Annotated in this window: 11 protein-coding genes; all 11 read right to left on the bottom strand. The window is 58.6% G+C overall.

The genetic code is table 11. The features are described 5' to 3' along the window. Positions 1 to 10 precede the first annotated feature (10 nt). The gene (gene tsaB, locus CE168_RS07570) at positions 11 to 820 is read right to left on the bottom strand and encodes a tRNA (adenosine(37)-N6)-threonylcarbamoyltransferase complex dimerization subunit type 1 TsaB (protein ID WP_099571822.1); all 810 of its coding nucleotides are present in this window, start codon (positions 818 to 820) and stop codon (positions 11 to 13) included. Positions 821 to 904: 84 nt separating this feature from the next. Then, positions 905 to 1,534: a tRNA (adenosine(37)-N6)-threonylcarbamoyltransferase complex ATPase subunit type 1 TsaE gene (tsaE, locus tag CE168_RS07565; RefSeq protein ID WP_099571821.1), complete on the bottom strand. Its 630-nt coding sequence runs from the start codon at positions 1,532 to 1,534 to the stop codon at positions 905 to 907. Between the two features lies 1 nt (position 1,535). Then, positions 1,536 to 2,510, bottom strand: coding sequence for a DNA polymerase III subunit delta (gene holA / locus CE168_RS07560; RefSeq protein WP_099571910.1), 975 nt, complete (start codon positions 2,508 to 2,510; stop codon positions 1,536 to 1,538). A gap of 33 nt (positions 2,511 to 2,543) precedes the next feature. Beyond that, positions 2,544 to 4,286 carry a ComEC/Rec2 family competence protein gene (locus CE168_RS07555; protein ID WP_099571820.1) on the bottom strand — a complete coding sequence of 581 codons (1,743 nt, stop codon included), beginning with the start codon at positions 4,284 to 4,286 and terminating at the stop codon, positions 2,544 to 2,546. Continuing rightward, a complete protein-coding gene (locus CE168_RS09050) occupies positions 4,283 to 5,059 on the bottom strand; it encodes a ComEA family DNA-binding protein (protein ID WP_180753755.1) in 777 nt (258 codons plus the stop codon). The genes CE168_RS07555 and CE168_RS09050 overlap by 4 nt, the downstream gene beginning before the upstream one ends. A 166-nt stretch (positions 5,060 to 5,225) precedes the next feature. Then, complete coding sequence (leuS, locus tag CE168_RS07545) at positions 5,226 to 8,198, bottom strand: leucine--tRNA ligase (protein ID WP_099571819.1); 2,973 nt, start codon at positions 8,196 to 8,198, stop codon at positions 5,226 to 5,228. Positions 8,199 to 8,292: 94 nt separating this feature from the next. Then, positions 8,293 to 9,150, bottom strand: a complete 858-nt coding sequence (locus CE168_RS07540; RefSeq protein ID WP_099571818.1) for a transporter substrate-binding domain-containing protein — start codon at positions 9,148 to 9,150, stop codon at positions 8,293 to 8,295. A 20-nt stretch (positions 9,151 to 9,170) separates the two neighbouring features. Continuing rightward, positions 9,171 to 10,124 (bottom strand): magnesium transporter CorA family protein, encoded by a 954-nt coding sequence (locus tag CE168_RS07535; protein ID WP_099571817.1) that lies wholly within the window; start codon positions 10,122 to 10,124, stop codon positions 9,171 to 9,173. 245 nt (positions 10,125 to 10,369) lie between these two features. Then, the gene (locus CE168_RS07530; RefSeq protein ID WP_099571908.1) at positions 10,370 to 11,152 is read right to left on the bottom strand and encodes a histidine phosphatase family protein; all 783 of its coding nucleotides are present in this window, start codon (positions 11,150 to 11,152) and stop codon (positions 10,370 to 10,372) included. Continuing rightward, the gene (locus CE168_RS07525; protein ID WP_236824360.1) at positions 11,076 to 12,041 is read right to left on the bottom strand and encodes a class C sortase; all 966 of its coding nucleotides are present in this window, start codon (positions 12,039 to 12,041) and stop codon (positions 11,076 to 11,078) included. The genes CE168_RS07530 and CE168_RS07525 overlap by 77 nt, the downstream gene beginning before the upstream one ends. A 108-nt stretch (positions 12,042 to 12,149) precedes the next feature. Next, the coding region (locus CE168_RS07520; RefSeq protein ID WP_099571816.1) for an isopeptide-forming domain-containing fimbrial protein at positions 12,150 to 13,301 on the bottom strand (1,152 nt) is incomplete at its 5' end.

Below are 13,301 nucleotides of genomic sequence, written 5' to 3'. Positions count from 1 at the left end.
GGGCCTGCCGTCACTCCGTACGTTCCGCACCGGCATGGTTGAGCACATGCTTCAACGGGTTCGGCACCGACACGTCCGGCCTGCGCAGATACAACGGTTCGATCGGCTCCGGATTCGCCAAAGCCTGTTGCGAAGTGGCGAAGGCCGCGAAACGTTCCAGTCCGGATGCACCCTCGTCGAGCAGCGCATGGTCGCTCACCATGCCGCCTTCGGGAAGACTTGCCCACGATTGCGCGTATTTCGCCGCTCCATGGCCGATGACATCGACCACATATTCCACGTTTGTATCTGACTGGCGAAGCTGTTCCAGTACCTCGTTGACGCGTCTTGCGATTGATTCGGGATAGTCGATATCCATGTCGATCAGGGTTTTCACATAGCCGCTTTCAACGTTTGCGTCACGGTCTTCGCCTGCGCTGCCGCCGACCTCATAGCCGTTGCCGTCCAGCAATGTGAAATACAGCTGCTTGCGTCGCGCATCGTTCACGGCGAGCGTCAGATGATGGCGGCCGTCACGCTCCGCGTCGCGCACAAGCACCTGCGGGGAAAGCACATTCTGTCCGATAAGCTGCGCACCGGTGGCGAAGGCGAGCGCTTTGGCTGCGACGATTCCTGCGCGTAGTCCGGTGAAGGGTGCTGGTCCGACGCCGACGATGATGCGGTCGATGTTTTTCGGTGTGAGGCCGGCTTGTTCCACGGTTGCGGCGATGTTCGCCTGTAGTTTTTCGACGTGGGTGCGTGAGTCGGTTTCGATGATGGGGTCGTGTCCGACCATGCCGACGGTTGAGCCGTATGAAGTGTCGATCACCAGTGTCTGCATTTTGTGGAAACTCCTTATGCCAAGCTGGGAACTACTGTACAACCGATGCTGGAATCGTGGTTGCTGGCTGTGTTTTAGAGGATTTTAGCGGATGTTGCGTGTGATGTTGAAGGTTTGCCAGGATTTGCCGACGGGAATGAAGGTTACGGTGCGTACGCCGTTGCTGGTGAGTTCGTTGCTGGCCGTATTGGTCGTTGTGTCTGTGCCGTCGGTGTTGAGTGGCCGGTCGATGTGGATTTCGAGGCGTTCCGGTGCGAGTGCGGCAGCCATTTGTTCGCCCCATTCCATGAGGATGATGGTGTTGTCGCTGGGGTCTTCGAGTTCTTCGTCGAGTCCGAGTGATTCGAGTTCGTCGAGTAGTCGTTCGACGGCGTTTTGGCCTGGGGCGTAGGCGTTGCCGCCGAGTCGGTAGGCGTCGACGTGTATGAGGTGGGCGGAGTTGCCGTTGGGGAATTGGCCTTCGAGTTCGCGCGCGATGGTGAAGGTTGGTGAGACGATGGGTTCGCTGATGTTGAGTCCTGCGCCGAAGCCTTGTGCGAAGGTGGTTTTTCCTGCGCCGAGTGGCCCGGAGAGGAGTATGATGTCTCCTCCGCGGGTGAGGCGTGCGACGTGTTTGCCGAGTTCGCGCATGGCTTCGCCGGTTGCCGCTTCGATGGTGACGGTTTTGGTGGTGTCGCTGGTTGCGTTGGTGATGCTGGTGGTGGCCTCGCTCATGTTAGTTGGTTCGTCCTTTGTTGCTGATCAGTTCGATGGATCGTTCCAGCGCGTAGACCGGGTCCGATCCGTTGGTTTTGCTTTGTTCGTCGGCCCATGCGAGCATTTGGATGCATCGGCTCATGCCGTCGGATGTCCATCCGGGAAGCTGCCTGGTGGCGTTTTTCAGCACCCATGAATTGGTTTTCGCTTCCGCCTCGCTGATGGTGCCGGAGCGTACGGCTGACGCCTTGGCCATGGTGCGTAGTTTCATGGCGAGCGCTCCGATGAGTGCGATTGGCGCGGTGCCTTGTTCGACCGAGGCGCGCATGGCGATGATGGCGTCGGCTGTCCGCCCGGAGAGTGCGAGGTCTGCCACGCGGAAGCCGTCTACTTGGGGGTTGGCGGTGAGGTATTGGTTGACGCGTTCCAATGTTATGGGATTGTCGTCGAAGTCGAAGCAGAGTTGGCTTGCCATGGCTGCGAGTTCGCCGGTTTTGTCGCCGAGTACGGCTACGAGTTGTTGTGCGGCCATGGGTTCGATGCGTCGGTTGCGTCGCTCGAAGCATTGTATGGTGAAGTTGAGTTTCGCTTCGGCTTTTTTGAGGTCTGCAACGGTTTCTTTGACGGCTCCGGCTTTGGTGAGTTGGTCGATGAGTCGTTTGCCTTTGATGCCGCCTTCATGCTGGCAGATGACGATGCTGGTTTCGGTTGGATTGTTGACGGCTTGCTTGCAGTAGGCGACCATGGTTTCGCCGAGTTTGTCGTCGGCGTTTTGCAGGTTGGATACGATGACGATTGACTGTTCGGAGAGCAGTGATGGGCTTACCGCTTCGTCGAAGGCGTAATGGTCGGCGTTGGTTGCATCGAGTTCGATGGTTTCCGCGTCGGGATGTTTGCGTTGCGCTTGGTGGCGCAGGTCGCGTACGGCTTGCTCGTTGAGGTACGGGTCGCCTCCATAGATGAGGTGGAAGGTCGCTGCGGATGGTTTCGGCATAGTATTCAATCTCGCTGTATCGGTGGACAAGATTCATTTGTTCCATTTCATGGTTTTGAGCGTGTTGTGGGTTCGTTCGCCCCATGCTTTCACGCGTTCGACGGGATTGTGTATGAGTCGTCGGCCTGGCAGGTTTGGTTCTGGTGTTGCGATGCGGAAGAAGAGTGTGCCGGCGAGTCGTGCGACCATGTATCCGACGGCTTCGACGAGGATGATCAGCAGAGCGCCGCCCGCGCCTCCGGTCCATGGAATGGTGGCTTGCTCTCCCGATCCGAGGTTGAGGGCCATGAGTTCCATGACGGCGGTACCCCAGGATGCCAGGTTTGCGAACATGAATCCCATGTTTGGCAGTATCCATGAGATGGCGAGGCTGGCGAGTCCAGCAAGTGTGGAAAAGCCCACGAAGGGTGCGACGACCAGATTGGCCGGAATGGAGTAGACGGGCAGTTCCGGTTCGATGAGCACTTGGATCGGCAGGGTGAACAATTGCGCGGCTATGGTCATGGCCATGGTCTGTGCGATGAACGCCGGCATGACCGGCGTGAGCCATGTGCTTAACGGCCCTGCGAACAGTACGATGCCGAGCACGGCCGCGCATGATAGCGCGAATCCGAAACTGCGTGACATGTGCGGATTGACCATGAGCATGCCCAAAGTGGTCCAGTTGAGGGCGGTCAAAGCCTGTGTTCTTCGCCCGAGGAACAGGAAGCCCGCTCCGGCCAAGCCCATCAGCAGGGCTCGTGACACCGAATCGGAGGGGAACACGCACATCGACAGCATGATGTATGACATGCCGATGGCGATGGCCGTGACGCGTCTCGGCAATAGGAAAAACGAACAGATGGTACGTACCAGGGTGGCGATAACCGCGAGATGCCCGCCGCTGACCGCCATCAGATGCAGTATGCCCGAACGTTGGAAGGCGTCTTCAAGCAGATTGGCGTATGTGGAATCAATGCCCGTGCCAGTCTTGCCATTGTCGCTGTCTGGTGGAATGTAATCCTGTCCGAGAATGCCTAATGTCAGTCCGGGAACAAGTACTTTTCCTTGGTCGGAAAGCCGTGACGTCTGTTCGAAGAACGCCTGCTGCATCATGTCGATCACGCGCAATGCGGGATTGGGTGCCCGTAGGCGTTCCACGGAGGCGATGTCCGTCAGCCATAGCGGCATGGCACCGTATTGCGACACTGCGAGCGTGCCCCGCATCCGGTATTCGCAGCCTTGTTTGAGTGTGCCGCAGTTCGGCCGGTCCGCATAGACGCGCACCCGCATCATGCTTGGCTGCGTGACCTGGCTTGCCGTGATCGTCGAAATCGTCGCATCGATCTGGCAATCGTTCGTACGCCTGTTCGAATTCACTGCGGGAGATGTCGTGCGTACCAGCGTGACAACGTCGCTTTCGCCATTTCTGGCCGCGTACGAGGCCGCATCCCTCCATTGCAATACGTCATAGGTCAACGCGGAAGACGCGCATGCCGTCGCCGCGACCACGCATACGATAATGCCGAAATGCCATGCCGCGACCACCCGTCGTATGCCGACCGGCAATCGCAGGATAGACGATCTCATGAACGGCAATCCCAACAATGCCAGCAATGGCACAGTCAACACTAAAACGAGCGGCAGCATGCCGAGTCTGCCTTCCTGTTCGACGCAGTAGTCGAATCCCGCATGTGTGGCCAGACTCGCAGCCCACCCGCACAGGGCGGCCGGCAGCAGTCGCCAATCCCTGCTCCCCTGCTCCCTATCCCGCCATTCGAACGTGTTTCCTCTCATCGTGCGCACACTTGGTCTCGGAATTTCGTCAGCGTTTTCTCGCCGATGCCTTTGACTTCCAACAATTGGTCGACATTGTCGAAACGGCCGATCTGATTGCGGTAGTCGATGATGCGTTGCGCGGTCACCGGGCCTACGCCTTTCAAGGTTTGCAGTTCGTCGGATCCGGCGGTGTTGATGTTCAGCAGATCGTCAGCCGGATCGGAAGGTTCCGTCGGTTCGGATGTTGGCTCGTTCTGGTCGTTTTGTTCCATGGAAGGCTGCTGGTTTGGTGTTGTTGCCGTGGATGACGTCCCGTCTTTCATGATTTCGTTCGCCTGTGATTGTTCGGATTGCGTGATCTGCGTCTGTTGGAGCGCGCTGTAGTGGATGGCCTGTTGCACAAGCATGGTCAGGCTTGCGCACAGCGCGCACGACAGGGTGAGTATGGCGATGACCGCGTGGATGGGCTGAAAGACGAGTCGTGGACGATCACGTTTGGGCCCATCCTGTTCCGTCGACTTGTCGGCAGGTTTGACTCCGGCCAGCTCCCGCAATGAAGGTTTCGCAGGTTCCGACGTTTGTTCACGGGATATTTCAGTCGTTGCAGGTGCCGCAATTGCCACAGATGGTTCGGAGGTTGCGGGAAGGGCATGTTCGCTGCGAACGTTTTGCCTGAGCGTGTTCTTTCCGTGTGTTTTGGGCACGCCAAGTCCACGCAGCCGCTGCGCGGCCTGCGATGTGGTATCGGCCTGCCTGTTCCGCCCGTTTGGCGGGGTAATAGTAATGCCCATGCATCCAAATTGGAGGATGCATGGGCATGCTGTCCAGTCGAAACGGCCCCTGTGGTCGGAGGATGCGAGTTATCCACATGTTCGGCGTGTCGCCTTATGCGGGAAAGGCTCACACCCGGTTGGATACCTTGTCAGCGGCCGTTAGTTCCGAAAGTTTTCCGAAATATCATTCCGCGGGAACGATGGACACGATCTTCGGAGCCTTGACGATGACCTTGCGCGGTTCCTTGCCGCCCAGACGGTCGGCGACGGCTTCCAACGCCATCTTCTCAAGTTCCTTCGGGTCGATGTCGGGCGAAACCTCAAGCTTAGCACGGACCTTGCCCTTGATCTGCACAACCGCGGTGACGGTGTCCTGTCCGACATAGCGTTCGTCGGCCTTCGGCCATTCGGCGTGCGCCAGCGACTCGCCGTGTCCGAGCTTGTTCCACAGTTCCTCGCAGATGTGCGGGGCGATCGGGGAAAGCATCAGGATCAGCGGTTCGACGGCTGCGCGCGGCACCTCGTCGAGGCTGGTCAAATGGTTGTTGAGCACGATGAGCTTGGCGATGGCCGTGTTCGGACGCATCGCTTCCATTTCCACGGTCACGTCGGCGATCGTGTTGTTCAACAGCTTCAGCGTCTTCGTGTCGAGTTCGCCATCGGTGACGCGCACTTCGCCGGTGTTCTCGTCGACGACGTTGCGCCACAGGCGCTGCAGGAAACGCATGGATCCGACCACGTTGCGCGTGTTCCACGGGCGGGATTCGGCCAGCGGGCCCATACCCATCTCGTACAGACGGAAAGTGTCGGCACCATAGTTCGCGTACATGTCGTCCGGCGTGATGATGTTCTTCAGGCTCTTGCCCATCTTGCCGAACTCACGGTTGGCGTGTTCGCCGTTCCAAGTGAAGGTCGGCTCGCCGTTGGCATCGGCCGGGCCTTCCACCACTTCGGCGGCTGGGACGTACTGGCCGCGGTCATCGGTGTAGGCGTACGCCTGGATCATGCCCTGGTTGAACAGCTTGTGGAACGGTTCCGCGGAATCGACGAAACCGAGGTCGAACAGCACCTTGTGCCAGAAACGGGAGTACAGCAAGTGCAACACGGCATGTTCCACACCACCGATGTACAGGTCCACGCCGCCGGACTTGCCGGCGGTTTCATTGTGGTTCGGTCCCATCCAATAGTCGAACTCGCTCTTCTCGACCATGTGTTCGGTATCGGTCGGGTCGAGGTAGCGCATGTAGTACCAGCAGGAGCCGGCCCAGTTCGGCATGGTGTTGGTGTCGCGATAGTAGGTCTTCTTGCCGTCGCCCAAGTCGAGTTCGACCTTCACCCAATCCTCATTGCGGCTCAGCGGAGCTTCAGGATTGGATTCGGCGTCTTCCGGATCGAAGGTCTTCGGACTGTAGTCCGGCACGTCTGGCAGGTTGATCGGCAGCTGGTCGTCCGGCAGCAGGTGCGGAGTGCCATCCTCGCCGTAGACGATCGGGAACGGTTCGCCCCAATAACGCTGGCGGCTGAACAGCCAGTCGCGCAGACGGTAGCTGACCGTGCCCTTGCCGACACCGGCCTCTTCCAGCCATGCGTTCACCTTGTCGATGGCCTCGTCCACGCGCAGGCCGTTGAGACTCAACGCGTCGCCCTTGGCGTGGGTGGCATCCACGGAGGAGTTGATGACAATGCCGTCGTGGGAGACGAACGGCGCCTTGCCTTCATAGTTGGCCAGATCGTCGCCGGATTCGGCCAGCGGCTGCACGGTGTAGATGACCGGCAGGCCGAACTTGACCGCGAAATCGTAATCGCGCCGGTCGCCGCCAGGCACGGCCATGATGGCGCCGGTGCCGTAGTCCATGAGCACGTAATCCGCGGTGAACAGCGGCAGCTTGGCTCCGGTGATTGGGTTGGTGGCGTACAGGCCGGTGAACAGGCCGGTCTTCTCGCCAGCCTCGTCGACACGGTCCTTGGCGGTCTTGGATTCCGCAGCCAAGCGATAGGCCTTCACTGCCTCGACCGGAGTGGCATAGCCGCCCTTCCAGTCTTCCGGAGTCTCGGCCGGCCATTCGGCGGGAACGTCTTCGAGCAGGTGATGCTCCGGGGAGACCACGGCGAACGTGGTGCCGAACAGGGTGTCGGGACGGGTGGTGTAGATCTCCATGTCTTTGGCACCGTTCGGGGTTTCGACCTCGAAATGCACGGAAGCGCCGTGGGATTCGCCAATCCAATTGCGCTGCATGAGCTTGACCTTCTCAGGCCAGTCGATGCCATCAAGATCTTCGATCAAACGGTGGCCGTATGCGGTGATGCGCATGGACCATTGGCGCAGCTCGCGCTGGAACACCGGGAAGTTGCCGCGTTCGGACTTGCCTTCGGCGGTGACCTCCTCGTTGGCGAGCACCGTGCCCAGGCCCGGGCACCAGTTCACCGGGGACTTGGAGATGTAGGCCAAACGGAAGTCGTTGAGCACGTCGGCCTGCTCGGCTTCGCTCAGGTCTCCCCACTGCTTGCCTGCGAATCCTGGAATCTCACGCTCGCCGGATTCGAACTGCTCCACCAGCGTGCTGATCGGGCGTGCGCAGCCCTTGGAACCAGACGGATTGGTGGCATCCTCGTCGTACCAGGAATCATAGATGCGGGAGAAGATCCACTGGGTCCAACGCACGTAGCCCGGGTCGATGGTGGCAAAGGAACGACGGTTGTCGAAGCTCAGTCCCATACGGTGCAGCTGGCGGCGCATGTTGGCGATGTTCTGCTCGGTGGTGATGCGCGGATGCTGACCGGTCTGGACCGCATACTGCTCGGCCGGCAGGCCGAAGGCGTCATAGCCCATGGCGTGCAGCACGTTCTCGCCCTTCATACGGTGGTAGCGGCTGACCACATCGGTGGCAAGGTAGCCCAACGGGTGACCCACATGCAGGCCCTTGCCCGACGGATACGGGAACATGTCCATCGCGAAATACGACGGGCGCCCTTCGGCGTTGCGACCCTTTCCGTCCTTCAGATCGCCGTTGACGTTAGCAGCCCAGAAAGTGCCTTCGTCATCCCAAATCTTCTGCCATTTTCCCTCAATGCCCTGAGCCAGATCCGCATTGTAACGGAACGACGGCTCGGCTGGTTCGTTCGACTGCGTCTGCGCGCTTTTCTCAATGTCACTCATAATGCATGAAACTAGCCGCGCAACTGGACACTTCGCAAGGCGCCAATCATTATGTAAGAAGCGTTTTGCAAAGCGTCACGCAAGGCGACGGCCGTCAGCCTTCTGACGCCGCTGAGAGCGTTATCGCGGGAGGGTTGATCGACATGTCGGGAACGTAGCCAGTCGACTGTTTCATCTCGTCTACGGCCTGCTTCCACGAGCCGTCGTCCATCATGGACCGCAATGCGGCGTCGACCTGTTTGGCAAGCGTGGATTGGCCGGATCTGACCGCGATCGCATACGAGCGTTCTCCGAACGTTTCGCCCACGACCTTAAGGTACCTGCCTCCCCTGTTGGATGCGAGGCCAGCCGCTATGGCGTCATCGGCCGCAATGGCGTCCGCTTGCCCGATCATCAATGCCGTCTCGCACTGCGGATACGTGTCGCGTTCGCTCACGGTCACATCCTCCGCAAGATTTCGAACGTTATCGGCGGGCAATCCGCCTTTGGCCACGCATACCGTTTTCCCGGCAAGATCATCGGTTCCGGTGATGGTTCCCGCACTGTCGGAACGCACCAGCAATGCCGCATGCACGGTCAGATACGGTCCTGCAAGCTCAACCTCACCATCCTGAACATCATCAGCGGCGAAAGCATCAACCACCATGTCCACAGTGCCGTCTTCAAGCGACGCGACACGCGTCGACGGCAGCACCTGTTTGAACACGATCTGTTTTTGCGCGAATCCCAGCACATTCGCCACATATTGCGCCACGGAAATATCGAGACCCGAATACTCTCCCCCATGCAGAAAACCCAATCCCGGCTGGTCCGCGGCCACACCAATCGCAATGGTCGGCCCTTGCGCAAGACCATTGGTGACGACGGAAATGGAAGTGCCGCACGCACTCGTGCCCAATACGACCGAAGCGGCGCATACCAACGCGGAAATGTTTCGTGACAGACGTTGCATACGCGCGATTCTACGCGCTTCTACTTGAACATGCGTGAACGTGTCAGGAACCAGGTGACGATGGCCGAAACGACCAGCGAGATTCCGATGATCACGGCGAAGCCCCACGGCTTGTCTGTCAACGGCATGCCAAGCATGCCGCCATCCTGGAAGTTCATGCCGTACATCGAGAAAACCAGCGTCGGAATCGACAGCGTGATGGAGATGATCGTGAAGATGCGCATCACGTTGTTCAGATTGTTCGACACGATCGACGCGAACGCGTCGGTCATGTTGGCAAGAACGCCACTGTAGATGTTGGCCATCTCGATAGCCTGCTTGTTTTCGGTGATGACGTCGTCGAGCAGATCCTCGTCTTCCGGATACTGCTTGATGCGCGGCAGCGTGGTCAGCTTTTCCATCACGATTTCGTTCGACTTGAGCGACGTGGTGAAATAGACCAACGTCTTGCTCAATTCGAGCAGCATGAGGATCTCACGATTCTGCATGGAATGGCGCAGCTTGAGTTCGAGCTTGTCGCTTTCACGGTCGATGATGCGCAGATACCGCAGATACATGGTGGCGTTGCGGTACAGTATCTGCAGGATGAAACGCGTTTTCATATACGTGTTGAAACCGCGGATCGTGCCTTCCATGAACGGGTGCAGCACCGGAGTGTCCTGCATGCAGACTGTGATGATGGCCGACTGCGTGATGATGATCGACAACGGGATGGTCTCGTACCAGTCTCGCCCGCCACGCTCCTCGACGGTTGGAATGTCGACGATGATCATCGTGTAATCGTCTTCCACGTCCACACGGGACCGTTCCTCGTCATCAAGTGGGGCGCGCAGGTCGGCGAGATCGACGCCGGTTTCCATGGAAACGTTGGCGAGCTCCACATCGGTCGGATCCGAAAGGCATAACCAGGATCCGTTTTCGGGTTTTTGGATCTGCTCCACCTGGCCGTTAATCGTTCTGAACATTCTCAACATGTTTCTCACCCGCCTTTCGCGCTTCCCAACGTTCTATCGCTGTACGGCAGCCCGAATCCCATAGCCTACTGCGACCAGCTTTTCGCAGCCGCTCAGGGGCCATTCGGGCAAACAACCTTATTTAGGATAGTCCAACCTTGGGAGCTAACCGGCCACAAGCCGGAGATTTCATCGAGAATTCATGTTCGCCGCATGCGCCCACGGTGAGCAATGGCCCACCGTGGGTTACCGCATGTCACCGCATGTTACTGCATGATGGGCTTCCACAACGGCATGTTCGGGCCGCGCAATTCCTTCGGCCCATTCTCCCAGTCCGTAAACGCCGCGATGGCCGGGCCTTGGTTGAAGGCGTCGAGCTTCCACTGCCATGTGTCGGGTTCGGCGGGGCCACGTCTGGCATCGACGCTCATCCGCGTCCAGAAGGCGTTGCGCATGGCGCCGAGATTGTTGAGATCGTCCGGATCCATGTCAAGCAATACGGCGACGGTGGCCACGATCCATGATCCGTGGCCGACGGCGAGCAGCGTGGTTGGCATGGAATCGCCGGCATGTTCGGCGATGATGCTTCGGATGGCTTGGGCGCCACGCTGGCCGGTGTGGCGGCGGCTTTCGACGCCATGCTTGGTTTCGCCCCCGGTGTGGGCGCGCCATGAATGGTAGTCGTCGGCGTACTGTTCGAGGATCTCCTCACGGGTCATGCCCTCCCATTCGCCGAAGCTGCGTTCACGCAGGTGCGGGTCGAGGACTACGTCAAGTCCGAGAAGGTCGGCAATGGCGTGGGCGGTCTGTTGGGCGCGGAAAAGGTCTGACGACACGACGACCATGCGTCGACTTGCGGCCGGCGCCTCGTTGATTTCGTCGATATTGGCGAGATACGCGCCCTTGTACGCGGGTTGGGCGAGTTCGTCATTATGGTCGGCGAGGTGCGCGACTTTCGCCCAATAGTACTTTTTAGCGAGTGCATAAGCGCTTTGGTCGGCCTGCCACCTGCCGACGATGTCGAGGGGAATGTCGATTTGGCCTTGCAGTCGTCTTGCGAGGTTGTAGGCGGTGCGTCCGTGGCGTAGGAACAATACTTCGTCGATCATGCATTTCATTGTAACTGTGGCGTGCGAGCGCGATGATGATTGCCCATACGGTGGTGAGCACGAACGCTGTGGCGGTGAGTGTTCCGTCGGTGAGGCAGCCTGTTTCGGGCGGGCATTCGTCGTGGTTTGGGATGCGTGTTCCTGTGACGAGGAGTCGGTGTGTGTTGATGCCGTATGGGGTGCAGGTCATGAGCGTGGCCTGATCGGCGGTGTCGTCGTGTTTGTTTATCCAGGTGAAATCGTCGGGGGTGATGGTGCGGATGGTTTGCACTTGGTATGTGAGGGTTTCATCGAGGGTGGTGATGGTGAATTCATCGCCTTCGCGGGCTTGGTCGAGTTTGGTGAACATGAGTTTGTCGGCGAGGCCTCGGTGTGCGGTGATGACGGTGTGGGTTCCCGCTCCCCCGATCGGTAGGGATGTTCCCTTCCAGTGTCCGGCGCCGATGGCGAGCACTTGTTCGCTGGTTCCGTGCCGTATGGGTAGGTTGATGCCGAGTTTTGGGTAGTTGATGGTTGCTATGACGTCGCTGGGTGGGATGATGAGTTGTTGGTTGTATTCGATGGGATTTTGTGTTGGGGTTTTATCCTTTGTTTGGTTGTCGGTTTGGTTGTTGGTTGAGTTGTCTGCTGGATCGTCGGTTTGTGGTTTGGTTCGGTTGGCGAGGCGTGCGTTGTAGAGTTTTGCCTGCCTTTTGCTTTCTTGGATTGTCGTGTCTGTGGTGTTGGTGACGGTGGCTGCGTATGCTTTGACGTTGGCTGCTTGTTGGATGTTGTCTTCGGCGCGCATGATCAGGGGGATGCTGATGATGAGTGCTGTTGCGGTGAGCATGGCGGTTCCCACGCACCATCGGATGATGTTGCGTTTTGCCGACGTGTTTTTGTGTCGGGGTTTGTCGTGCGTGGGGACCGTCATGTGTTTCCTATCGTTGGATGCCGGTTAGCGGTCGTCAGCTGATTTGCACATGCGCAGCATTACGATGCCTCCTATGAAGAGGAGCGTTGCGATGCTGAAAAGCATGGTCAATCCTGCCGCGCCGGTCAACGGTATTTCGGTGATGGTGCGGATGTTGGTGACGACCACGGTGTGGCTGTCGCCTTTTTTAATGAGGTTGTTGGGGTCGGATTTGACGTCGATGCTCCACGTCATGGTGGCATCGTCAACGTTGACGGTGACGACTGCGCTGGGCAGCATGAGCGGTGAGTAGTCTTGGGGCGCTTGTGTTTCGGTGATGGTGTATTCGCCTTTGAGTCCTTGGATTTTGGTTTCGCCGGCTTCGAACGTGGTGGTGGTTGTGGTGTCGCTGCTGGTGGCGAGGCGGTAGTTGCCTTTGCCGAGTGATACGAGTTTCAAAGGTGTTTTGTTGTTGGTGCCTTGGGCGATGGTGAATTTCGCGCCGGTGAGCTTTTGGTTTTTGGCGTCGACCTTGCGCAATGCGATTTCACCGGTGCAGACTTTGACCTCGTTGCCGGGCTGGTTGTTGTGGTCCTGCCATGCGTTGGGGTTATGGGAGTATTCCAAGTCGATGGAGTTGACGTTGCAGGGGCTTCCGATGACCGCGTTGCCGTTGAGGCGGGCCGTGTAGGTGACGGTGATCGTCGAACCGACCGGCAGGGCTGCCTTTGATGCGTCTGAAGCGAGGATGTCTCCGTTGACGCCGAACAGCCAACTGATGGTTTTGCCGTTGACGTTTTCCTTGTAGAACGTGTCTGCCAATGCTTTGCCTCCGACGGTAATCGAAGTGAGCGAAACGTAGTCGAGGCCTGTGCCAAGCTTGTCATTCAACGCGAGATGGTAGTGATCATAGCCTGTCCAGTTAGGGATTTTCTGCGTCACGCGGTAGGTCAGATCCTTGCCTATCGCTTCGGATGCGCTGTCTTTCCACGTGCTGCCGACGTTGACTTTCTTATCGGGTGCTTCCACGCTGGATACCTTGTAGATCACCTGTCCGAGCGTCAAGGTCGTGCCACTGGCCGTGCGCAGTTGGCTGATGCCGTTGACCGCGGTGCCGTTCATCATCATGATGGACGCGGTCGTTTTGACGGCGGTTCCGCTGCTTGGCGTGGTTGTTGCCGGGGTACGGTCCACGAT

This window comes from Bifidobacterium sp. N5G01 (assembly GCF_002742425.1).
GTDB lineage: Bacteria > Actinomycetota > Actinomycetes > Actinomycetales > Bifidobacteriaceae > Bifidobacterium > Bifidobacterium hominis.
This window is presented reverse-complemented; position numbering and strand designations above follow the sequence as displayed.